We start from the raw sequence: 19,968 nt of genomic DNA on the forward strand, positions 1-19,968 counted from the left end.
CGGCCGCCACGCGCACTCGTCAGTATTCTGCGGGAATGGTCAGCACTTCGGCCTCCGGCGTCTCCAGGAAGCGCCGGACCGCAGAAGGCAGATGCCGCGACCCGAAAGGAAGCAGCCCGCAGCGCGAAAGCATCTGGCGTTTGTCCGGATCCAGCCCTATATGCCGCCAGATCATCCGCGAGGCGTAGGGCAGGTTCTCCTTGCGCCACGAGACCCCCATCGTGGTGCCGCGCAGATAGACCCGCTGGTGCACCTCGAAAGGCATCAGGATCGTCTGCGCCAGCATCGACGCCTGCCCCACGGTGCGCTCGGCTATGAAGATGCGGTTTCGCCAGAAGGTGACAAGGCCGACATATTTCGAGAACTGTTCGATCTCGTTCGCCTTGTCGCGAATCCGCTCGATCGATTTCACCCGGATCGAGCCGCCTTCCTCATAGATATGCGCGCAGGAACAGACCACGAAGCCGGGCCAGGAGAGCGAAAGGTGATAGGTCTGGTAGTAGCCGAAATGGTGGCGAAGGGCTGCGGCATCGCCTGGGAACCCTTCGAGGAGCTGACCCGCTTCCAGCCGGTGTCGCTCGGGGCGGATCATGCGCGCCTCGAACAGCCTGGGTGAGAGTGAGAAATCCTCGGCCGCAAGTCCGAAGAACGCGGCAATTCGTTGCACGTTGTGCGCCGAGGGGTGCGCCTCGCCGTTGATGTAGCGGTTGAACTGTTGCCGGTTGATGCCGATCTCGCGGCAGATCTGGGAGATCGAGCGCCGCGTTGCACAGGCAAAACGCAGATTTGCTACGAATGTGTCGTCCGGCTGCAAGTGCTCCACCCCTCGAATTGCAGCCAGCGTAAACTAGCGAAAAATCGCGTCAAGTCGCGAAATTGTCTGGGGCCCGCCAGGCGTTAGGTTTCTCTCGAACAAAACACGCAAGGGGAACTGGAAATGACCGAATTCACGAAGCGTCCCGACGGCCTCATCGTACCGGCCGGCATCAACCGGCGCGGCTTCCTCGCAGGCACGGCAGCGCTCGGCCTCGCCGCCGGCATCGGGAGCTCCATCGGCTTGGGCGAGGCACGGGCGCAGGAGCCCAAACGCGGCGGCCACCTGAAGCTCGGCCTCGACGGCGGAGCGACGACCGATTCGCTCGATCCGGCAACCTATAGCGGTTCGGTATCTTTCGTGATCGGCCATCTCTGGGGCGACACGCTGGTCGAGTCCCATCCCGAGACCGGCGCTCCGCTGCCCGCGATCGCCTCCTCCTGGGAGTCGTCGGCGGATGCTTCGGTCTGGACGTTCAAGATCCGGAACGACATCGCTTTCCACGACGGCAAGAAACTCACCGTCGCAGACGTGATCGCAACGTTGAAGCGGCATTCCGACGAAGGTTCCAAGTCGGGAGCGCTCGGGCTGATGCGGTCCGTCAAGACGATCGAGGAAAAAGCCGGCGACCTCGTCCTGACGCTGACGGAAGGCAATGCGGACCTGCCCCTCCTGTTGACCGACTATCATCTCATCATCCAGCCCGGCGGCGGCGTCGACAACCCCGCCTCGCCGATCGGCACCGGCCCCTACAAGCTGGCAAGCTACGAGGCCGGCATCCGGGCAACCTTCGAGAAGAACACCGCCGACTGGCGTTCGGACCGGGGCTACGTCGACAGCGTCGAGATCATCGTCATGAACGACAACACGGCCCGCATCGCGGCGCTTTCTTCCGGGCAGGTGCATTTCATCAACGGCGTCGATCCGAAGACCGTGCCGCTGCTGAAGCGTGCGCCCCGCGTCGAGATCCTGCAGACCTCGGGCAAGGGCTTCTACAGCTTCCTCATGCATTGCGACACGGCCCCCTTCGACAACAACGACCTGAGGCTCGCGCTGAAATACGCCATAGATCGGCAGGCTATTCTCGATCGCGTGCTCGGCGGCTACGGCACGCTCGGCAACGATTATCCGGTCAACGAAAACTACGCCCTGGCACCTGAAGGCATCGAGCAGCGCGCCTACGACCCCGACAAGGCGGCCTTCCATTACAAGAAGTCCGGCCACGACCGGCCGATCCTGCTGCGCACCTCCGATGCCGCCTTCCCGGGTGCGGTCGATGCTTCCGTCCTCTTCCAGGAGAGCGCCCGCAAGGCCGGGATCGAAATCGAAGTACGCCGGGAGCCGGAAGACGGCTACTGGACCAATGTCTGGAACGTCCAGCCCTTCTGCGCTTCCTACTGGGGCGGTCGCCCGACGCAGGATTCCCGCTATTCCACGTCCTATCTGTCGAGTGCGGAATGGAACGATACGCGGTTCAAGCGGGAGGACTTCGACAAGCTGCTCCTGCAGGCGCGCTCCGAACTTGACGAAGCCAAGCGCAAGGAGCTCTACCACACCATGGCCGTCATGGTGCGGGACGAAGGCGGTCTCATCCTGCCCGTCTTCAACGATTATGTGAACGCCGCCTCCGCTTCGCTGAAAGGCTTCGTGCACGACATCGGCAACGACCTTTCCAACGGCTACGTCGGAAGCCGCGTCTGGTTCGACAGCTAAAGTGCAATGAGCAGGCGCAGGTGGTTTTCCGCCTGCGCCTCGCGTCTCAACAGTCACGCACCGATCGGAGGCAGCCAACATGGTCGAGCGCAATTTCACCGTCATCGAAAACGAATGGATAACCCTCAAGGACGGGACCCGGCTCGCCGCGCGCATCTGGATGCCCGAGGGCACAGAGCAGAAGCCGGTGCCGGCCGTCCTGGAATACCTGCCCTACCGCAAGCGCGACGGAACCTGTGCACGCGACGAATCCACCTACCCTGCCTTCGCTGCCGCCGGGATTGCCGGCGTTCGCGTCGACATCCGCGGCTCGGGCGAGTCCGAGGGCGTGATCGACGGCGAATACACCCCGCGTGAACTCTCCGACGGCTGCGAGATCATCGAATGGATTGCGGCACAGCCCTGGTCGAACGGCAAGGTCGGGATGATGGGCATCTCCTGGGGCGGCTTCAACTGTCTGCAGGTGGCGGCACTCAAGCCCCCGGCTCTCAAGGCGGTGATCTCGATCGCCTCGACCGTCGACCGCTACAATGACGACATCCACTACAAGAACGGCTGCCATCTCTCGGCTCAACTCTCCTGGGCGGCTACCATGCTCGCCTACCAGTCTCGATCGCCCGATCCGGAACTCGTCGGCGAGCGCTGGTGGGAGATGTGGCTGGAGCGCCTCGAGAACGAGCCCTTCTTCCTGGAGGAATGGCTGGAGCACCAGCGCCGCGACGATTTCTGGCGGCATGGCTCGATCTCGGAGGATTTCGACGGCTTTCCGATCCCGGCGCTGGTGATCGCCGGATGGGCGGACGGCTACCGCAACACGCCGATTAAGGCGGTCGAGGGGCTCGGCGGCAAGGCCAAGGCGCTCATCGGCCCCTGGGTCCACAAATATCCGCATTTCGCCTGGCCGAAGCCGCGGGCAGACTTCCTCGGAGAGGCGATCCGCTGGTGGAACCGCTGGCTTCGCGACGAAAAGAACGATGCCGAGCAATTGCCGCAGATGCGCGCCTATATCCTCGACGGCCCGAGGCCTGCGGTCAGGCGCAATGAAGACCCGGGCCGCTGGATCGCCAAGGATGTCTGGAGCACGCCGGAAATGCGGACCTTCGCGGTTTCGAGCGAGGGAGGCCTGGCGGCCGGTTCCCCGTCCAGGCGCGGGATCGGCGATGTTTACCTGCGTTCGCCGCTCGATACCGGCACCGCTGCCGGTGAGTATTTCACGCTCAAGCCCGACGCCGAGATGCCCGGCGACCAGCGCATCGACGATGCGGGCTCGCTCACTTTCGACACGCGCCCGCTGCTCGAGGCGGAGGACTATCTCGGCCAGCCGGTGCTCGACCTCGAGCTTTCCTGCAGTGCCGAAACGGCCAATCTCGTCGCGCGTATCGTCGATGTCCATCCGGACGGAACGGCAACCCGCGTCGCCTTCGGCGTCCTCAACCTGGCGCACCGCAACGGCAATGCGCAGCCGGTGCCAATGGAGAAGAACCGCAAGACGCGCGTCACGCTGGTGCTCGATGCCTGCGGCTATCGCTTCCGCGCCGGTCACCGCATACGCCTGTCGCTGTCGACCTCCTATTGGCCGATCATCCTGCCGTCGCCGACCGATCCGGGCGTCACGATCGATACGGCCAGCGTCTCGCTTTCCCTGCCGCTTCTCGGCAACCACCGCGAGATCGTCGTGCCGCAGCCGGCCAATCCCGACCCGTTGCCGCACTATATCGAGCATTCGCCGTCCGAAACGCGCCGCACCGTCGAACGCGACATGACCAAGGGCCTGACGCATTATCGGATCTACGAGAATACCGGCCTCGTCGAGCATCCCGGCACGGGCAATGCGACGCAGGACATCCGCGAAGAAACCTGGACGATCGCGCCGGACGATCCACACTCGATGACGGGCGCTTCGACCTGGACGTGTATTGCGCGGCGTGGGCAGCAATCGCTGAAGACCGTCTCGACCTCCCGCCTCGGCTGTACGCAAAGCGAGTGGATCACCTCCGCCAGGGTCGAGGCTTTCGAGGGAGAGACGAAGATCTTCGAGAAGAGCTTCGAGAAGCGGATCCGGCGGGATTTCATGTGAGGCTCGGCGCGACTGCCCCTCGTCCCGCTACCCGCGACCTGTCGGGGGGAGTGATTCCAGGGCAATTTCATCGGGCGCTCGCGTTTCCGTGGCTGAGCGCCCGCAACACTTGGACGGCTCTTTCTGCATCTGCTGCGGGCACGAAAATGTGGTCGTGGTAATAGGCCGCTACCACATTGGCGCTGATGCCTGCCTGCGTCAGGGCGCCGGAAACCGCCGCCGTCAGCCCAACGGCTTCGAGTGCGGAATGGACACCGAGCGTAATCAGCCGCAGCACCGGCCCATAGGAAAGTCCCGCCGCCTCGGCACGGGCCTGCTCGAGGATGAGCGTCATCCCCTCGTTTTCGCGAAAGGTTCCGATCGGCTCAAGCGCGAACCAGGCCGCTGCACGACTTTCAACCGTGCAATAGACATATTCGCCGTCATGTAGCACCGGCTCAATTTCTGCAAGCAGCCGCTGGAGATCGGTCTCGCCGCTCATCGCCGACTCAAGCCGTGCCGGTCAATCGTGCCACAGCTTGCACGAGACGGACGAAGCCGTCCCGCGCACCGGGGCTCATGTGGCGCGCTCGAAGCCAGGAATGCACCATCTGCGGCTCTTCCTGGTAGGTGACGTCCACGCCGGCCTGGGCGAGCCGGGCTGCATAGGCGCGCGCATCATCCCGCAGCGGATCGAAATGGGCTCCAGTGATATAGGCCGGGGGAAGCCCGGACAGGTCCGCGGCCTTCAGCGGGTGCGCAAACGGCTCATCCGCCGGCGCGTTCAGCACCTCGCGGTAATAGTCGACGTCGGCGGTGGAAAGCAGCGGCGCCTCGGCCATCTCGATATAGGAGCCGCGCGTCAGATCGCCGCCGAGGCCGGGATAGATCAGGACTTGGCCGACGATGCCGGCGAGCCCCTCAGCCTTCGCTTTCAGTACGATGCCGGCTGACAGGTTGCCGCCGGCGCTGTCGCCGGCGACGACGAGCGGAGGCCCATCTACAAGAAGCGCTTGGAGCACGTCATAGCAGTCTTCGAAGGCTGCGGGCCATAGATGTTCGGGGGCAAGGCGATAGTCTACCGACACCAGCTCGACCCGTGCACCATGGGCAAGCTCGGCGCAGATCGCATCATGGCTCTCAAGCGAGCCGACGACGAAGCCGCCGCCATGGATATAGAGAACGCGCGTCTCGCTCGCGACCTCTGCCGGACGGTAGTACCGCACCGGAATTCGTCCCGCCAGTCGCCCGTCCCGCCGGGTCAGCCCTTCGGGAGACGGCGCGTCGAATTCGGCGCAGAGTGCATCGTACCATTGCCGTTGCTGCTCGACGGAGGCATTGACCGCATCGGCGGGATAGAACGCCTCGCAACGTTGGTGAAAGGCGCGAATCCCCGCTTCTGTCGGCCCTGGCTTTGTCGTTTTCGAATCCATCCCATTCCCCCTCACCGCACCTTAGAGTCAGTTTGACGACTTTGACAACGAGGTTGTTCTAGGCGGCGGCCGGCATCCCATCCGGCGCGATCGATGTGACAGCGCCGGGAGCCTTGGGCAGGCTGAAATCCCGGCAGCTGCTTGGCGTCGAGGCGGTGCCGAGCCGTTCGTTCGGCTCGCTGTCAACCAGCGATGCCGGGATAGCGTGCCAGATGCTGAAAAAGCCGCGCCACCGCCTCAGCGCCGGGGTCGATGTGTCCTTCGAGCTGTCTGGCATTGATATAGGCCGCGCGACCGGCTTTCGCGCGGGTAAGCGTGGCGGTGAAGTTCGCGCCTTCGCGCGCGGCGGCGGCGGCGGCGGCAATACCCTGGCCGAGCGCGTCCAATGCGGGCGCGAGTGCGTCGACCATCGTACGATCGCCAATCCTGGCACCGCCGATCTCCTGCATTCGGGCAAGCCCCGCCCGCAGCGCCTCGCGAATCGGCAGACCGCTCGACGCTCCATCCCCGGCAGCGGCGAAGAAGATCGCGAGCAGCACACCGGAGGAGCCGCCCATCGTCTGGCTGAGTTCCTGGCCGATGGCGCGCAGGAGCTGAGTATGGTCCGACAGCGGCAGGCGGTCGACGGCGTTGATCAGCGCGCGGGCCGCGCCTGCCAATGTCGAGCCGGTATCGCCGTCACCGGATTTGGCATCGAGCGCATTGAGATCCTTCTCGGCGGCGACCAGCACGTCGCAGCAGCCGATCAGGAAAGCGCGCGTCGCCGCATGGTTTGACGGGATCGGCATGATCGGCGTCAGGCCGTCCGGCAGAGCCGCGACGGCAACCGGCCGGACATCGCAAACGCCCGGCCAGGCGGGGATCGGCACGGGAGCCTTCAGGAGCTCCAGTTCGGCGGCATCAGCCGGGAAGACGGAGATGGAAAAACCCTGCATGTCGAGCGAGGTCATCAGCGGAGCCGGGCCGATGGCATGGGTAATCTTCGCGCCGACGGCCGAGCCGAGGAGATCATGCGCCAGAACCGACATTTCGAGCACCGACGTGCCGCCGAGATTGTTGATCAGCGCGACATGCGGCCCCTCAGCCATCACCGCCGCCAGCCGCTCCACCATGGTGGCGACCGAAGCGCGCGCGCCGGCAAAATCGATCTGCTCGACGCCTGCCTCGCCATGGATGCCGAGGCCGAGTTCGGCCTTGCCTTCGGGAATACGATCCTCCTTCGGGGAGCCCGGCACGCGGCAGGTATCGAGCGACATACCGATGGAGCGCGTTCCCGCGATGACACGCCTTGCTGCGGCCGTCACGGTGTCGAGGTCCGCGCCCTGCTCGGCGAGCGCCCCCGCGATCTTGTGTACGAAGAGCGTGCCGGCGACGCCGCGGGCCTGCGGCAGATCGGGAAGCGCTATATCGTCGCCGACGATCACCATCGAGACATTGAGGCCGTAGGCGCGCGCCCGCTCGGCGGCGAGGCCGAAGTTCAACCGGTCGCCGGTATAATTCTTGACGACGAGCAGACATCCGGCCGGCCCCGTCACGGCGAGGATACCGGCAAGCACGGCGTCCACGCCGGGCGAGGCGAAGACATCGCCGCAGACGGCCGCCGTCAGCATACCCTTGCCGACGAAACCGACATGGGCGGGCTCGTGGCCCGAGCCGCCGCCCGAGACGATCGCGACCCTGGACTTGTCCCAATCGCTGCGCTTGACGACCCGGATATGCGGATAGCCGTCGAGGCGGGTAAGGGCACCGCCCGAAAGAGCCAGCACGCCATCGATCGCCTCTGTGACGACGTCTTCGCGCTTGTTGATGAATTGCGCCATAAAAATCTCCTTAAGCTAAACGCATGCCCGCCGCGTCGAAATAGAGCGGCTGCGACGGTCGGATCCGAATGGTCTCGCCGCCCTTCAGCGGCGTGTGGGCGTCGGTGACGGTGATGAGGTCATGCCGCCTGAAAGTGAGGTGCAGGCGAGTCTGGTCGCCGAGATGCTCGACCCGCTTGACCAGCGCCTCCTCCCCGTCACCTTGCACAATGTGTTCCGGGCGAAGGCCGATGCTCTTTGCGCCCGCAGGAGCGCCGGCGAAGAGATCGGCCGGCAGCACGTTGATGCGCGGCTGGCCGAGACGGGTGGCGGCATAGACGCTGACGGGCTCTTCATAGACGGCCCGCGGCGAACCGAACTGCACCAGTCGCCCCTCGTTGAGCACGCCGACATGGGTGGCCATGGTCATCGCCTCGATCTGGTCATGGGTGACGTAGATAAGTGTCGCGCCTGACTTCGCCTGGATGCGCTTCAATTCGATGCGCAGGTCCGCCCTGAGCTTCGCATCGAGCGAACTCAGCGGCTCGTCCATCAGGAAGATATCCGGATTGCGGACAAGAGCGCGGCCGATGGAGACGCGCTGCATCTCGCCGCCGGAAAGCGCGGTCGCCTTGTTCTCCAGCTTGTGGGCGATCTGCAAGACCTCGGCAACCTCCTTCACCTTCCTGTCGATATCCGCCTGCGGCGTCTTCAGGAGCGGCGACTTCAGGGGAAACTCGAGGTTCTGGCGGACCGTGAGATGTGGATAGAGCGAATATTGCTGGAAGACCATCGCGACATTGCGCTCGGCTGGCGACAGCCCCTTCATGGCGCGGCCGCCGATGAAGACCTCGCCGCTGTCGGGGGCATCGAGACCGGAGACCATACGCAGCGTCGTTGTCTTGCCCGCGCCGCTCGGACCAAGCAGCACGACGAAGGAGCCGTCCGGCACCCGGAGCGAGACATCGCCGAGCGCGAGCGTGCCGCCGAACCGCTTCGTCACATTTTCAAGGACGACCTCAGCCATGACCCAACACTCCCTCATTGGCCTCGGAGACGAGCGCATCGCCTTTATCAGCATCGAAAAGCGAAAGGGTGCGCGTATCGAAATCGAGCCCGACTATCTCCTCCTCCCGCACCTTGCAGCTTGAGGAAATGCGCGCCTTCAGATCGCCATGACCGGTCGAAACTGTCACGATCTGCGTCGTGCCGAGATATTCGACGGCGCTGACGCGCCCGCGATAGGCAGCATCGTCGCGGAATTTCACATGCTCCGGCCGCACGCCGAGCGTGAGGCGGCCGGCGCGGCCCTCCCGCGCGGCCGGCACTTTCATCTTCACGCCGCCGAGATCGACGCTGTCGCCGCCGATGCCGATCATGCCGTCGAAATCGAGGAAATTCATGGAAGGCGAGCCGATGAACTGGGCGACGAATTTCGTCGCCGGCCAGTCGTAGATCTGCTGCGGCCGACCGAACTGCTCGATGACGCCATGGTTCATGACGACGATCTTGTCGCCCATCTGCATAGCCTCGAGCTGGTCGTGCGTGACATAGACGGTGGTGGCGCCCATGCGGTCGTGCAGCGCGCGCAGTTCCTCCGCCATGTGCTCGCGGAACTCCGCGTCGAGCGCGCCGAGCGGCTCGTCCATGAAGAAGGCCTTGGGGCGGCGCACGATGGCGCGGCCGAGCGCCACGCGCTGACGATCGCCGCCTGAGAGTCCGCCGACGGGCCTGTCGAGGATATGCTCGATCTTGAGGATGCGGGCGACCTCGGCAACGCGCGTCGCCACCTCCTCGCGCTTCATGCCCTGGCTGACCAGGGGATAGGAGATGTTCTTACGCACGTTCATATGCGGGTAGAGCGCGAACATCTGGAAGACGAAGGCGATGTCGCGCTGGCTGGCCGGCTTCATGCCGACCTCCTCTCCGTCGATGAATATCTCGCCCGAGGTCGGCAATTCGAGGCCGGCCATCATGCGCAGTGTCGTCGTCTTGCCGCAGCCTGAGGGGCCGAGCAGCATGAAGAACTCGCCATCCTCGATGGTGAAGGTGGAGGAACGCACGGCGGCAAAGGCGCCGAACTCCTTGCGCACATTCTGGATCCTGATTTGCGCCATCGGCCTACTCCGGGAAATGGCTGACGATGATGAACATCACCGTGCCCAGCAAGGTTATGACGAAGGACCAGGAATAGAGCGCAAGCGCGAAGGGCTGCATCAGCATGACGACACCCGCCGCGATCAGCACCGAGGCCAGCATTTCCCAGGCGCTGCGCCTGAAATGCCGGAGGCCGTTGAGAAATCGTGTCATTTGCGCACTGCTCCGAAGGTGAGGCCGCGCAGGAGATGTTTGCGCAGAAGGATGGTGAACACCATGACCGGCACGAGGAAGAGCGTGGCGCCGGCGGCGACGGCAGGCCAATCCTGGCCGCTGACGCCGATGATGGTGGGAATGAAGGGCGGCGCCGTCTGGGCGTTGCCGGATGTCAACAGCACCGCGAAGGCATATTCGTTCCACGCGAAGATCAGGCAGAAGATTGCGGTCGAGGCGATGCCCGTCGCTGCCTGCGGCAACACGACCTTGTAGAAGGCCTGGAAGCGGGTGTAGCCATCGATCAGCGCCGCCTCCTCGTATTCGACGGGGATCTCGTCGATGAAACCCTTCAGCAGCCAGACGGAGAGCGACAGGTTGACCGCCGTATAGAGCAGGATCATCCCGGCATGGGTATCGCTGAGGCCGAGCGAGCGGAACATCAGGAAGATCGGGATGGCGACGGCGATCGGCGGCATCATGCGCGTGGACAGGATGAAGAAGAGAAGGTCATCCTTTAGCGGCACCCTGAAGCGCGAGAAGGCATAGGCGGCGGCCGTGCCGAGCACGATGCAGAGCACTGTGGAACCGAAGCCGATGATCACCGAATTTGTGAAGCGCTCGGCAAAGCGCGAGGGGCCGGAAATGACCAGCCCATCCTTGCGCACGAGCTTGTCGTACCAGGTGGTGGGCTCGCCGAGCGCCTGCAGCTGCTCCTCGGAAAGGCGCGTGCGCGTGGTGAAAACATTGACATACCCTTCCACCGTCGGCGTGAAGAAGGTCTTCGGCGGATAGGCGATGGCGTCGGACGGGCTCTTGAAGCTCGTCGCGATGATCCAGGCAAGCGGCAGGATGGTGATCAAGGCGTAGAGCACGACCAGGGAGCCCGCGAACCATTTCTGCCGGAGCGACGGCTCGGCGACGGAATAGCTACTCATCGTTGTTTCACCTTGTTCAGGGCTTTGACATAGATCGAGGCGAGACCGAAGACCGTGACGAAGAGGATGACCGCATAGGCGGAGGCATAGCCTGTGCGCCATTTCTCGAACGCTTCGCGCTTGAGGTTGATCGAGGTGAGTTCCGTGATCGAGCCCGGCCCGCCGCCGGTCAGCTGTACGACGAGGTCGAACATCTTGAAGTTTTCGATGCCGCGGAAGAGCACGGCGAGCATCAGGAAGGGCAGGACGAGCGGGATGGTGATCGTCCAGAACTGCCGCCACTTGCTGGCGCGGTCGCATTCGGCCGCCTCATAGATGCTGGGCGGAATGGAGCGCAGACCCGCAAGGCAGATCAGCATGACGAAGGGCGTCCACATCCAGGTATCAACGATGATAATGGCCCAGGGGGCGAGCGACACGTCGCCGATCATCGAGAAGCTGGAGGGGTCCGCGCTCGTCAGAAAGCCGACCGCATAGTTGAAGAGGCCGATCTGCGGCTGGTAGAGGAAGGTCCAGAAATTACCCACCACGGCCGGGCTCAGCATCATCGGCAGCACGATGATCGTGGTCCACAGATCGTTGCCGCGGAACTTCTTGTTGATGAGATAGGCAAGCGTGAAGCCGATCAGGACCTGAAGCACGATGGTCCAGATCAGAAAATGGGCCGTCGCCTGCATGGTCAGCCAGATATCCCGGTCGGACAGGATTTTCAGGTAGTTCTTGAGGCCGACGAATTCGACCTCGGCATTGGGCCGGTTGACCCGGAAATTGGTGAAGCTCAACCGGATCGTCCAGATGAGCGGAAAGATGTTGACCGCCAGAAGCAGCACGATCGACGGGGCGACGAAGAGCCAGGCGAGCGCACGGTCGGACAGACCATGCATGCGTCTGGCGATGGCGTGCGGTGTCGCCTCGGCGACCCGGTCCACGGATGATTTCAGCATTGGTATTCCCCTGTAGCACGTGGGCGGCGCAGAGCCGGGGCAGATCCCCGGCTCCGGCCGCGCCTTGGCCCGCTGGGAGGCGCGGGTCCGACCGATGACGTCAGTACTTGCCTTCGTCGTCGAAGACCTGCGTCCAGTCCTTGACGAGACCGTCGAGCGCGTCCTGCGCGGAGCCCTGACCGGCGACGACATAGTCATGGAAGCGTTTCTGCGCCGCCTGCAGCAGCGAGGCGTAGCTCGGCTCCGCCCAGAAGTCCTGCACGATGGCCATGGAATCGAGGAAGGTCTGCGCATAGGGCTGGCTGGTCGCAAAACCCGGATCCTCGACGACTTTCCGGAGCGCCGAGTAGCCGCCCATCTGCCACCATTTCTGCTGGATTTCAGGCTGCGCGAACCACTTGATGTAGGCGAGCGCCTCCTCCTGCTTCTGCGAGGATGAGACGACCGAAATGCCCTGCCCGCCGAGCTGCGCATAGGCAGCGCCATCCGGCCCTGCCGGGTTGGGGAAGTAACCGGACTTCTCGCCGCCGACATTGGCGTCGGCATTGATGCCCGGCCAGGTGAAGGCGAAGTTCATGTGCAGCGCGACCTGGCCGGACTTGTACGCGTCGATGTCCTCGGACATGTAGGCGTCCGAATGGCCGGGCGGCGTGCAGCAATCGTAGAGTTCCTTATAGAACTCCAGACCCTTCACGGCTTCCGCCGAATTGACATAGCCTTCCAGATCATAGGGCTTGTCCGGGTTCTCGTATTTGAAGCCGAAGCTGTAGAGCACGTCCATGACGCCCATGGTAATGCCCTCGGAGCCGCGCTCCGTGTAGATCGCCGCGCCATAGACCGTCTTGCCGTCGATCTCGCGCTTCTGGAAGAACTGCGCGATGTCCTTCAGCTCGCCGAAGGTCTTCGGCACGGCCAGGTCGCGGCCATATTTCTCCTTGAATTCCGCCTGCAGCTCGGGGCGAGCGAACCAGTCCTTCCGGTAGCTCCAGCCGACAACGTCGCCGAAGGCGGGCAGCGCCCAGTAGTTCGGAGAATTCTTCGGCCATTCGGCGTAGCCGACCACGGTCGCCGGAATGAAGTCGCTCATCTTGATCCCTTCCTTGTCGAAGAAATCGTTGAGCTTGACGTATTGGCCATTCTCCGCCGCGCCGCCGATCCACTGGCTGTCGCCGATCATCAGATCGCAGAGCTTGCCGCCCGAGTTGAGTTCGTTGAGCATGCGGTCGGCGAAGTTCGGCCACGGCACGAATTCGAACTTCATCTTGATGCCGCTCTGGGCCTCGAAATCCTTGCTGAGCTCGACGAGCGCATTGGCCGGATCCCAAGCGGCCCAGCACAGCGTCAGGTCCTTTGCGCTGGCCTGACCTGGATATGCGACGCCGGCAGCCAGAAGCGTACCGAAAGCGGCCAGTGATCTCGTATTGCGAAATGTCATGGCGGGGACCTCCTCCCTCGCCTTCCGACCCCATCGGAAGGCTGAACACGCCCTTTGCGGGCACTTGGCGCGAAAAACTTCCCGGCGGGTCTGTTCTCCTCCGCGCCGCCTCTGTGGCCTGCGGCTCCTCCAGCATGCCACGGCCAGCAGAGTCATATTGACGTGCGCACCTCAATTCAAGCTATTTTTGAGGTGCGCACGTCAATTCTTGCGTTTTTTCCGATTTTGCGAGAAACGTGATCTGTGCAGATCGCGTCAGGAGCCCTCATGCGGCCAACAGCCAAAGACCTTGCAGAAGCGGCCGGCGTCAGCTTGGCGACCGTCGATCGTGTTTTGAACGACCGTCCCCATGTGAGCAAGAAGGCGATCAGAAGCGTCAACGAAGCCATTGAACGAATTGGTTTTATTAGAAACCCCGCCGCAGTGAGCCTTGCGCGGAACAAGAGCTATCGGTTCCGGTTTGTATTTCCCAGATCCGGCGACCTCTATCTCCGTGAATTGCTTGAGCGCGTCGAGGAGTCGAAGGGTGCGCTCAAGGGCGACCTGATCGACATCGATTATGTCCAGATTCCCGTCGACGACGCCCATGGGGTCGCGAAATATCTCGCCGGCATCGACGGGCATGAGGTCGATGGGGTCGCCCTGATGGCTCCGGAATCACCGCAGGTGCGCGATGCCGTCGCACGCCTTCTCGAAAGAAATATCAAGGTCGTTCAATTTCTCTCGGGCCAGGAAAAGCTGCCCGAAGCGGATTTCGTCGGGGTGGACAATTTTGCAGCCGGAGCAACGGCAGGAAAGCTGATCGGCAGGCTCACCTGTCGCACGCCCGGCAAGGTGATGGTGGTCGCGGAGACGATGCAGTCGATGGACAGCATCCAGCGTCGGCACGGCTTCGATACCGTCATCAATGAGCAATTTCCCCATCTCACACCTCTGCCATCGATCGAAACCCATGCCGACGAGCGGCGGGGTAAGGAAGTCATCGCCCGCGTGCTCGGCAACCAAGCCAACATCGCCGCTGTTTATGTGCTCAGTTCGGAAGCGCGCATGCCCCTGACGGCGATCGGCGCGAACATCGATCTGACCAACCTTGCCGTCGTCGTCCACGAACGGACCCCTTTCACCGAGGAGGCGCTACGCGACGACCGGGTCGATGCCGTTATTGCGCAAGATCCCGGCCACGCCGTGCGAAGCGCAATCCGCATTATGAGAGCACGCACCGACGCACGCGAGCCTCTCGCGGCACAGGAACGCATACGGATCGAGATCCTCCTGCGGGAAAATCTCTAACTCACCAGCGTCGCTCCGGCGTGCACGACGAAATGCATCACCCCTGCCGCAGTTCACGCCGTGCTTGCGTTCCCTGCGGCGCACGGTGTTAATTCGCACATGGCATTCACACTCCGGCAGTTGCAATATTTCGTCGCCGTCGCCGAGCAGGGCTCGGTCACCCGCGCGGCGCAGAACCTCTCCATCTCTCAATCATCGATCACCGAGGCAATCAAGGAGCTCGAAACCGATCTCGGGGTCGAGCTCTTCGACCGGCACCCCCGCGGCCTTGCGATCACCCATAACGGGCATCAGTTTCTGCGCCACGCGACCAAGATCCTCGCCGATGTCTCCGATGCGCGGCGCAGCTTCTCCGACAGCCGCGAGGAACGCGGCGGCAAGCTCAATCTCGGGGTCACGTCCCTCGTCGCCGGCTACGTGCTCTCCGACCTGCTTGCCCGCTACCGCCGCGCCTGCCCCGGCATCGAGGTGAGCGCCATCGAGGACAACGGCTCCTATCTCGAGCACCTCCTGATCGGCGGCGAGCTCGACGTCGCCGTGATGGTCATTTCGAACCTGCGCGACCGCATGGCGCTGCAGGCGGAAATCCTGGAAACCTCCCCTTACCGGCTGTGGCTGCCGATCGGCCACCCGCTCGTCAGCGCCGACATCATCTCGGTCGAGGATATCGCAAGAGAACCGCTGATCATGTTGACGGTGGACGAGATCGAGGAGAATACCGGCAAACTCCTGACGGCGCTCGGCGCGCGTCCGCATGTCGCCTTCCGCACCCGCTCCGTGGAGGCGGTCAGAAGCCTGGTCGCGACCGGTGCCGGCATCGCGCTTTTGCCTGATCTCGTCTACCGACCGTGGTCGCTCGAAGGCGACCGGATCGAAAGCCGCGACGTTTCCGGGGCGCTGCCGGTCGTGCAGGTCGGCATGGTCTGGCGCAAGGGTTCGAGCCTGCCCCAGTCCGCGCGCGATTTCGTCGGCGTGGCCGAAGCGCTGCGCAGCGCCCGCCCGCGATGAACCGCGATATCGGAAATCCCGATATCGGCATTCTGATTAATGAATTTGCGAATACGGAGAAACCAAGGCACGCTTCGATCCGGGAACAAAGCCGCTAACGGCATGAAACTGGGGAGACTTCCGATGAAGCAGATCCTGAAATCCTGCACGGCACTTACCCTGTCGCTGGGCCTCGCCGCCCCCGCGCTGGCGCAGGAGCCGCTGAAAGAGCTCGGTCAGGGCGAAGGTGCGCTCTCGATCGTCGCCTGGGCGGGCTATATCGAGCGCGGCGAGACCGACAAGAACTACGACTGGGTCACCGATTTCGAGAAGAAGACGGGTTGCAAGGTCAGCGTCAAGACGGCGGCGACCTCCGACGAAATGGTCGCGCTGATGAACGAAGGCGGTTTCGACCTGGTGACCGCCTCCGGAGACGCGTCGCTGCGCCTCGTGGCTGGAAAGCGCGTCCAGCCGATCAATACAGATCTCATCCCCAGTTGGAAAACGATCGACGAACGCATGCAGAACGCCCCGTGGCATACCGCCAACGGCGTCCATTACGGCACCCCCTATGTCTGGGGCCCGAACGTGCTGATGTACAACACCGAGGCCTTCAAGGATCAGCCGCCGAAGAGCTGGAAGGTCGTCTTCGAGGAGATGACGCTGCCCGACGGCAAGTCCAACAAGGGCCGCGTCCAGGCCTATGACGGCCCGATCCACGTCGCGGACGCCGCCAACTACCTGATGGCGCACAAGCCCGATCTCGGCATCAAGGATCCTTACGAGCTCAACGAAGATCAGTACAAGGCCGCACTCGATCTGTTGCGTACCCAGCGCACCCTCGTCGGCCGCTACTGGCACGACGCGATGATCCAGATCGACGACTTCAAGAACGAGGGCGTCGTCGCCTCCGGCTCCTGGCCCTTCCAGGTCAACCTGATGCAAGCGGAGAAGCAGCCGATCGCTTCCGTCATCCCGGAAGAAGGCGTGACGGGCTGGGCCGATACGACCATGCTGCATGCCGACAGCGAGCATCCGAACTGTGCCTATATGTGGATGGAGCATTCGCTCTCGCCGAAGGTCCAGGGCGATGTATCCGCCTGGTTCGGCGCCAATCCCTCGGTAGGTGCCGCCTGCAAAGGCAACGATCTTCTGACCGACGAGGGGTGCAAGACCAACGGCTATGACGACTTCGAGAAGGTCAAGTTCTGGAAGACGCCCGTGACGAAGTGCGAAAGCCAGGGCGAATGCGTGCCCTATCATCGCTGGGTCTCCGACTATATCGGCGTCATCGGCGGACGGTAAGCCGATCTCAACCGCCTCGCAAGCGTCGCCCCTCACCCTGGCCCTCTCCCTGCTCGCGGGAAGAGGGAACGCCTCCGCAAAGCCCTCGCCGCGGAATACAGGCGAGGCACCGACCGCGAGTCCCTTCTCCCCGCAAGCGGGGAGAAGGTGCCAGCAGGCGGATGAGGGGCAATAACTACCTGGAGCATTCCTATGACCGCCGTCCTCTTCGACAATGTTTCCCGCTATTTCGGCGCCGTCCGTGCCGTCGATCGCGTGAACCTTGCGATCGCCGAGGGCGAGTTCTTTGCGATGCTCGGTCCGTCGGGCTCTGGCAAGACCACCTGCCTGAGGCTGATGGCAGGCTTCGAGCAGCCGACCGGAGGCCATATCGAGATCTTCGGCGAGACCGCCGAAGGCGTGCCGCCGTACCGGCGCAGCGTCAATACCGTCTTCCAGGACTACGCCCTCTTCCCGCATCTCTCCATTCTCGACAACGTCGCCTATGGCCTGATGGTCAAGGGCGTCGGACGCGAGGAACGCCGCAGGGCGGCCGAGGATGCGCTCACCATGGTGAAGCTTCCGGGCTACGGCACGCGCCGGCCCGGACAGCTTTCCGGCGGCCAGCGCCAGCGCGTGGCGCTCGCCCGCGCGCTCGTCAACAAGCCCAAGGTTCTGCTTCTCGACGAGCCGTTGGGCGCGCTCGATCTGAAGCTTCGCGAACAGATGCAGGAGGAATTGAAGACGCTGCAGAAGTCGCTCGGCATCACTTTCGTCTTCGTCACCCATGATCAGGGCGAAGCCCTGTCGATGGCCGACCGGATCGCCGTGTTCAACGAGGGCCGTATTCAGCAGCTCGGAAGCCCGGAAGAAGTCTACAATCGCCCGCAGACCCGTTTCGTCGCCGATTTCGTCGGCTCCTCCAACGTGCTTTCCGAGGACCTCTGCCGCAGATTGGGACTGAAGGCTTCCTTCGCGAGCCTCCGCCCGGAGGCCGTTGCCATCGCGCCGCCGAGCGACGGAGCGCTGAGCCTTTCCGGCACCGTCGCTTCGCAGAGCTTCCTCGGCGCCACCAACCGCATCGTGATCGACGTCGAAGGTGCCCGCATCGCCGTGGCGAGCCCGGCGGCGCGTCGCGTTCCCGCCGTCGGCAGTCCGGTCACGATCAGCTTCGCCGCGCACGACCTCCACCCGATGGAGGACGCATGACAATCGTCGCCGAAAGCATCATTCTTCCGCAGCGCCGCAGCCCGGCCGGCCGCCTTTCGGATTTTTTCTGGCGGCACCCGCATGTGCTGCTGGCGATCTTTCTCGCACCGCCGCTTCTGTGGCTCGGGATCGTCTATCTCGGTTCGCTCTTCGCGCTGCTGCTGCAGAGCTTCTTCTCTATCGACGACTTCTCCGGGCTCATAAATTACGAGTTCACGCTTGCGACCTATCGTCAGCTCTTGAGCGAAGCCAATCTCGACATCATCATCCGCACCGTCTCGATGGCCGCTCTGGTGACGCTCGTCTCGGCGCTCATTGCCTTTCCGATCGCCTATTACGCCGCTCGCTACGCGCGCGGGAAATGGAAGGCGCTCTTCTATCTCGCCGTCATGCTGCCGCTCTGGTCGAGCTATCTCGTCAAGATCTATGCCTGGAAGCTGATCCTGGCCAAGGAAGGCATCCTGACCTGGTTCTTGGCAAAGCTGAACCTTCTCTGGCTGATCGATGCCTGGTTATCTCTTCCGGTCGTCGGCGGCAACTCGCTGTCGGTCAGCTATACGGGCACCTTCATCGTCTTCGTCTATGTCTGGATGCCGTTCATGATCCTGCCTATCCAGGCGGCGCTCGAGCGCGTGCCGGCCAATCTGGTCGAAGCCTCGTCGGACCTCGGCGGAACGCCCGCCCAGACCTTCCGCCATGTGCTCTTTCCGCTCGCGCTGCCGGGCATCGTCGCTGGATCGATCTTCACCTTCTCGCTGACCCTCGGCGACTACATCATTCCGCAGATCGTCGGCTCGTCGCGGCTCTTCATCGGTCAGGCCGTCTACGCGCAGCAGGGCACCGCCGGAAACATCCCGCTCGCGGCCGCCTTCACGGTCGTGCCGATCGTCATCATGGGCGCCTATCTCTGGATGGCCAAACGCATGGGGGCCTTCGATGCGCTCTGAGAAGGCGAACTCCGCTCCATTGGGTCTGAAGATCGCTGCCGCCGCCGGCCTCGCCTTCCTGCATCTGCCGATCCTGCTGATTTTTCTCTACGCTTTCACCACCGAGGAAAAGAGCTACCAGTTTCCGCCGCCGGGGCTCACCACGCAATGGTTCGCCGTCGCCTGGAACCGGCCGGACGTCTGGGCGGCGCTGACGCTCTCCGTCAAGGTCGCCTCGATCGCGACGGCGGTCGCCCTCGTCCTCGGCACCCTGTGCGCCGCGGCCGTCAGCCAGACCCGCTTCTTCGGCCGGGAGACGATCTCGCTCCTCGTTATCCTGCCGATCGCGCTTCCCGGCATCATCACCGGCATTGCGCTGCGTTCGGCCTTCTCCATGGTCGACATCCCCTTCTCCTTCTGGACCATCGTGCTCGGCCACGCGACCTTCTGCATCGTCGTCGTCTACAACAATGCGGTCGCCCGTTTCCGCCGGATTTCCGGCTCGCTGATCGAGGCTTCCATGGATCTCGGCGCCGACGGTTTCCAGACCTTCCGCTACGTGATCCTGCCGAACATCGGCACGGCCCTGCTCGCCGGAGGCATGCTCGCCTTCGCGCTTTCCTTCGACGAGGTGATCGTGACGACCTTCACGGCCGGGCAGCAATCGACCCTGCCGATCTGGATGCTGGAAGAGCTGATCCGCCCGCGTCAGCGCCCGGTGACCAACGTCGTCGCCATGGTCGTCGTGATGGCCACCTTCCTGCCGATCCTCGGCGCGTATTACCTGACCCGCGACGGCGATCAGATCGCCGGCGCCGGCAAATGACATT

Annotated in this window: 18 protein-coding genes; 8 read left to right on the forward strand and 10 right to left on the reverse strand. The window is 63.5% G+C overall.

All coding sequences use genetic code 11. From position 1 onward, the window contains the following. Positions 1 to 19: 19 nt before the first annotated feature. On the reverse strand, positions 20 to 814 hold the full coding sequence (locus AC5J09_RS23775; protein ID WP_494298635.1) for a helix-turn-helix domain-containing protein: 795 nt from the start codon (positions 812 to 814) through the stop codon (positions 20 to 22). A 123-nt stretch (positions 815 to 937) separates the two neighbouring features. On the opposite strand from AC5J09_RS23775, the gene AC5J09_RS23780 reads away from it, so the two are divergent. Both AC5J09_RS23780 and AC5J09_RS23785 read left to right on the forward strand, forming a co-directional pair. Then, positions 938 to 2,527 carry an ABC transporter substrate-binding protein gene (locus tag AC5J09_RS23780; RefSeq protein ID WP_494298636.1) on the forward strand — a complete coding sequence of 530 codons (1,590 nt, stop codon included), beginning with the start codon at positions 938 to 940 and terminating at the stop codon, positions 2,525 to 2,527. Between the two features lie 79 nt (positions 2,528 to 2,606). Continuing rightward, a complete protein-coding gene (locus AC5J09_RS23785) occupies positions 2,607 to 4,604 on the forward strand; it encodes a CocE/NonD family hydrolase (RefSeq protein WP_494298637.1) in 1,998 nt (665 codons plus the stop codon). 67 nt (positions 4,605 to 4,671) lie between these two features. Here AC5J09_RS23785 and AC5J09_RS23790 read toward each other — a convergent pair whose 3' ends face one another. From AC5J09_RS23790 to AC5J09_RS23830, 9 genes are all read right to left on the reverse strand, one after another. Next, complete coding sequence (locus AC5J09_RS23790) at positions 4,672 to 5,085, reverse strand: ACT domain-containing protein (protein ID WP_494298639.1); 414 nt, start codon at positions 5,083 to 5,085, stop codon at positions 4,672 to 4,674. 7 nt (positions 5,086 to 5,092) lie between these two features. Beyond that, positions 5,093 to 6,016, reverse strand: a complete 924-nt coding sequence (locus AC5J09_RS23795; RefSeq protein WP_494298640.1) for an alpha/beta hydrolase — start codon at positions 6,014 to 6,016, stop codon at positions 5,093 to 5,095. A 182-nt stretch (positions 6,017 to 6,198) separates the two neighbouring features. Next, positions 6,199 to 7,836 carry a dihydroxyacetone kinase subunit DhaK gene (locus AC5J09_RS23800; RefSeq protein ID WP_494298641.1) on the reverse strand — a complete coding sequence of 546 codons (1,638 nt, stop codon included), beginning with the start codon at positions 7,834 to 7,836 and terminating at the stop codon, positions 6,199 to 6,201. Positions 7,837 to 7,846: 10 nt separating this feature from the next. After that, positions 7,847 to 8,842 (reverse strand): ABC transporter ATP-binding protein, encoded by a 996-nt coding sequence (locus AC5J09_RS23805; RefSeq protein WP_494298642.1) that lies wholly within the window; start codon positions 8,840 to 8,842, stop codon positions 7,847 to 7,849. Further along, the gene (locus AC5J09_RS23810) at positions 8,835 to 9,932 is read right to left on the reverse strand and encodes an ABC transporter ATP-binding protein (RefSeq protein ID WP_494298643.1); all 1,098 of its coding nucleotides are present in this window, start codon (positions 9,930 to 9,932) and stop codon (positions 8,835 to 8,837) included. Before AC5J09_RS23810 ends, AC5J09_RS23805 begins: the two co-directional genes overlap by 8 nt. A 4-nt stretch (positions 9,933 to 9,936) precedes the next feature. Then, positions 9,937 to 10,125 (reverse strand): hypothetical protein, encoded by a 189-nt coding sequence (locus AC5J09_RS23815; RefSeq protein ID WP_018095544.1) that lies wholly within the window; start codon positions 10,123 to 10,125, stop codon positions 9,937 to 9,939. Further along, positions 10,122 to 11,063, reverse strand: a complete 942-nt coding sequence (locus AC5J09_RS23820; protein WP_324762073.1) for a carbohydrate ABC transporter permease — start codon at positions 11,061 to 11,063, stop codon at positions 10,122 to 10,124. The genes AC5J09_RS23815 and AC5J09_RS23820 overlap by 4 nt, the downstream gene beginning before the upstream one ends. Beyond that, the gene (locus tag AC5J09_RS23825) at positions 11,060 to 12,007 is read right to left on the reverse strand and encodes a carbohydrate ABC transporter permease (RefSeq protein WP_018095546.1); all 948 of its coding nucleotides are present in this window, start codon (positions 12,005 to 12,007) and stop codon (positions 11,060 to 11,062) included. Before AC5J09_RS23825 ends, AC5J09_RS23820 begins: the two co-directional genes overlap by 4 nt. A gap of 100 nt (positions 12,008 to 12,107) precedes the next feature. Then, on the reverse strand, positions 12,108 to 13,442 hold the full coding sequence (locus AC5J09_RS23830; RefSeq protein WP_494298644.1) for an ABC transporter substrate-binding protein: 1,335 nt from the start codon (positions 13,440 to 13,442) through the stop codon (positions 12,108 to 12,110). 267 nt (positions 13,443 to 13,709) lie between these two features. On the opposite strand from AC5J09_RS23830, the gene AC5J09_RS23835 reads away from it, so the two are divergent. The 6 genes from AC5J09_RS23835 to AC5J09_RS23860 all read left to right on the forward strand — a co-directional run bounded on the left by AC5J09_RS23835 (position 13,710) and on the right by AC5J09_RS23860 (position 19,964). Beyond that, positions 13,710 to 14,732: a LacI family DNA-binding transcriptional regulator gene (locus AC5J09_RS23835; protein ID WP_018095548.1), complete on the forward strand. Its 1,023-nt coding sequence runs from the start codon at positions 13,710 to 13,712 to the stop codon at positions 14,730 to 14,732. 99 nt (positions 14,733 to 14,831) lie between these two features. Continuing rightward, on the forward strand, positions 14,832 to 15,740 hold the full coding sequence (locus AC5J09_RS23840; RefSeq protein WP_018095549.1) for a LysR family transcriptional regulator: 909 nt from the start codon (positions 14,832 to 14,834) through the stop codon (positions 15,738 to 15,740). Between the two features lie 123 nt (positions 15,741 to 15,863). Next, a complete protein-coding gene (locus AC5J09_RS23845; RefSeq protein ID WP_100671764.1) occupies positions 15,864 to 17,024 on the forward strand; it encodes an ABC transporter substrate-binding protein in 1,161 nt (386 codons plus the stop codon). Positions 17,025 to 17,216: 192 nt separating this feature from the next. Then, entirely contained in the window at positions 17,217 to 18,212 is a 996-nt protein-coding gene (locus AC5J09_RS23850; RefSeq protein WP_494298645.1) for an ABC transporter ATP-binding protein, read from the forward strand. Further along, complete coding sequence (locus tag AC5J09_RS23855) at positions 18,209 to 19,159, forward strand: ABC transporter permease (protein ID WP_494298646.1); 951 nt, start codon at positions 18,209 to 18,211, stop codon at positions 19,157 to 19,159. Before AC5J09_RS23850 ends, AC5J09_RS23855 begins: the two co-directional genes overlap by 4 nt. Beyond that, complete coding sequence (locus tag AC5J09_RS23860) at positions 19,149 to 19,964, forward strand: ABC transporter permease (protein ID WP_100671767.1); 816 nt, start codon at positions 19,149 to 19,151, stop codon at positions 19,962 to 19,964. The genes AC5J09_RS23855 and AC5J09_RS23860 overlap by 11 nt, the downstream gene beginning before the upstream one ends. The last annotated feature ends 4 nt before the right edge of the window (positions 19,965 to 19,968 follow it).

The organism is Sinorhizobium sp., from assembly GCF_059070375.1.

What these genes read in the sequence shown, in the direction of transcription:
- AC5J09_RS23780 (WP_494298636.1), top strand. Translation starts at nt 938, where the DNA reads ATGACCGAATTCACGAAGCGTCCCGACGGCCTCATCGTACCGGCCGGC.
- AC5J09_RS23785 (WP_494298637.1), top strand. Translation starts at nt 2,607, where the DNA reads ATGGTCGAGCGCAATTTCACCGTCATCGAAAACGAATGGATAACCCTC.
- AC5J09_RS23790 (WP_494298639.1), bottom strand. Translation starts at nt 5,085, where the DNA reads ATGAGCGGCGAGACCGATCTCCAGCGGCTGCTTGCAGAAATTGAGCCG.
- AC5J09_RS23795 (WP_494298640.1), bottom strand. Translation starts at nt 6,016, where the DNA reads ATGGATTCGAAAACGACAAAGCCAGGGCCGACAGAAGCGGGGATTCGC.
- AC5J09_RS23800 (WP_494298641.1), bottom strand. Translation starts at nt 7,836, where the DNA reads ATGGCGCAATTCATCAACAAGCGCGAAGACGTCGTCACAGAGGCGATC.
- AC5J09_RS23805 (WP_494298642.1), bottom strand. Translation starts at nt 8,842, where the DNA reads ATGGCTGAGGTCGTCCTTGAAAATGTGACGAAGCGGTTCGGCGGCACG.
- AC5J09_RS23810 (WP_494298643.1), bottom strand. Translation starts at nt 9,932, where the DNA reads ATGGCGCAAATCAGGATCCAGAATGTGCGCAAGGAGTTCGGCGCCTTT.
- AC5J09_RS23815 (WP_018095544.1), bottom strand. Translation starts at nt 10,125, where the DNA reads ATGACACGATTTCTCAACGGCCTCCGGCATTTCAGGCGCAGCGCCTGG.
- AC5J09_RS23820 (WP_324762073.1), bottom strand. Translation starts at nt 11,063, where the DNA reads ATGAGTAGCTATTCCGTCGCCGAGCCGTCGCTCCGGCAGAAATGGTTC.
- AC5J09_RS23825 (WP_018095546.1), bottom strand. Translation starts at nt 12,007, where the DNA reads ATGCTGAAATCATCCGTGGACCGGGTCGCCGAGGCGACACCGCACGCC.
- AC5J09_RS23830 (WP_494298644.1), bottom strand. Translation starts at nt 13,442, where the DNA reads ATGACATTTCGCAATACGAGATCACTGGCCGCTTTCGGTACGCTTCTG.
- AC5J09_RS23835 (WP_018095548.1), top strand. Translation starts at nt 13,710, where the DNA reads ATGCGGCCAACAGCCAAAGACCTTGCAGAAGCGGCCGGCGTCAGCTTG.
- AC5J09_RS23840 (WP_018095549.1), top strand. Translation starts at nt 14,832, where the DNA reads ATGGCATTCACACTCCGGCAGTTGCAATATTTCGTCGCCGTCGCCGAG.
- AC5J09_RS23845 (WP_100671764.1), top strand. Translation starts at nt 15,864, where the DNA reads ATGAAGCAGATCCTGAAATCCTGCACGGCACTTACCCTGTCGCTGGGC.
- AC5J09_RS23850 (WP_494298645.1), top strand. Translation starts at nt 17,217, where the DNA reads ATGACCGCCGTCCTCTTCGACAATGTTTCCCGCTATTTCGGCGCCGTC.
- AC5J09_RS23855 (WP_494298646.1), top strand. Translation starts at nt 18,209, where the DNA reads ATGACAATCGTCGCCGAAAGCATCATTCTTCCGCAGCGCCGCAGCCCG.
- AC5J09_RS23860 (WP_100671767.1), top strand. Translation starts at nt 19,149, where the DNA reads ATGCGCTCTGAGAAGGCGAACTCCGCTCCATTGGGTCTGAAGATCGCT.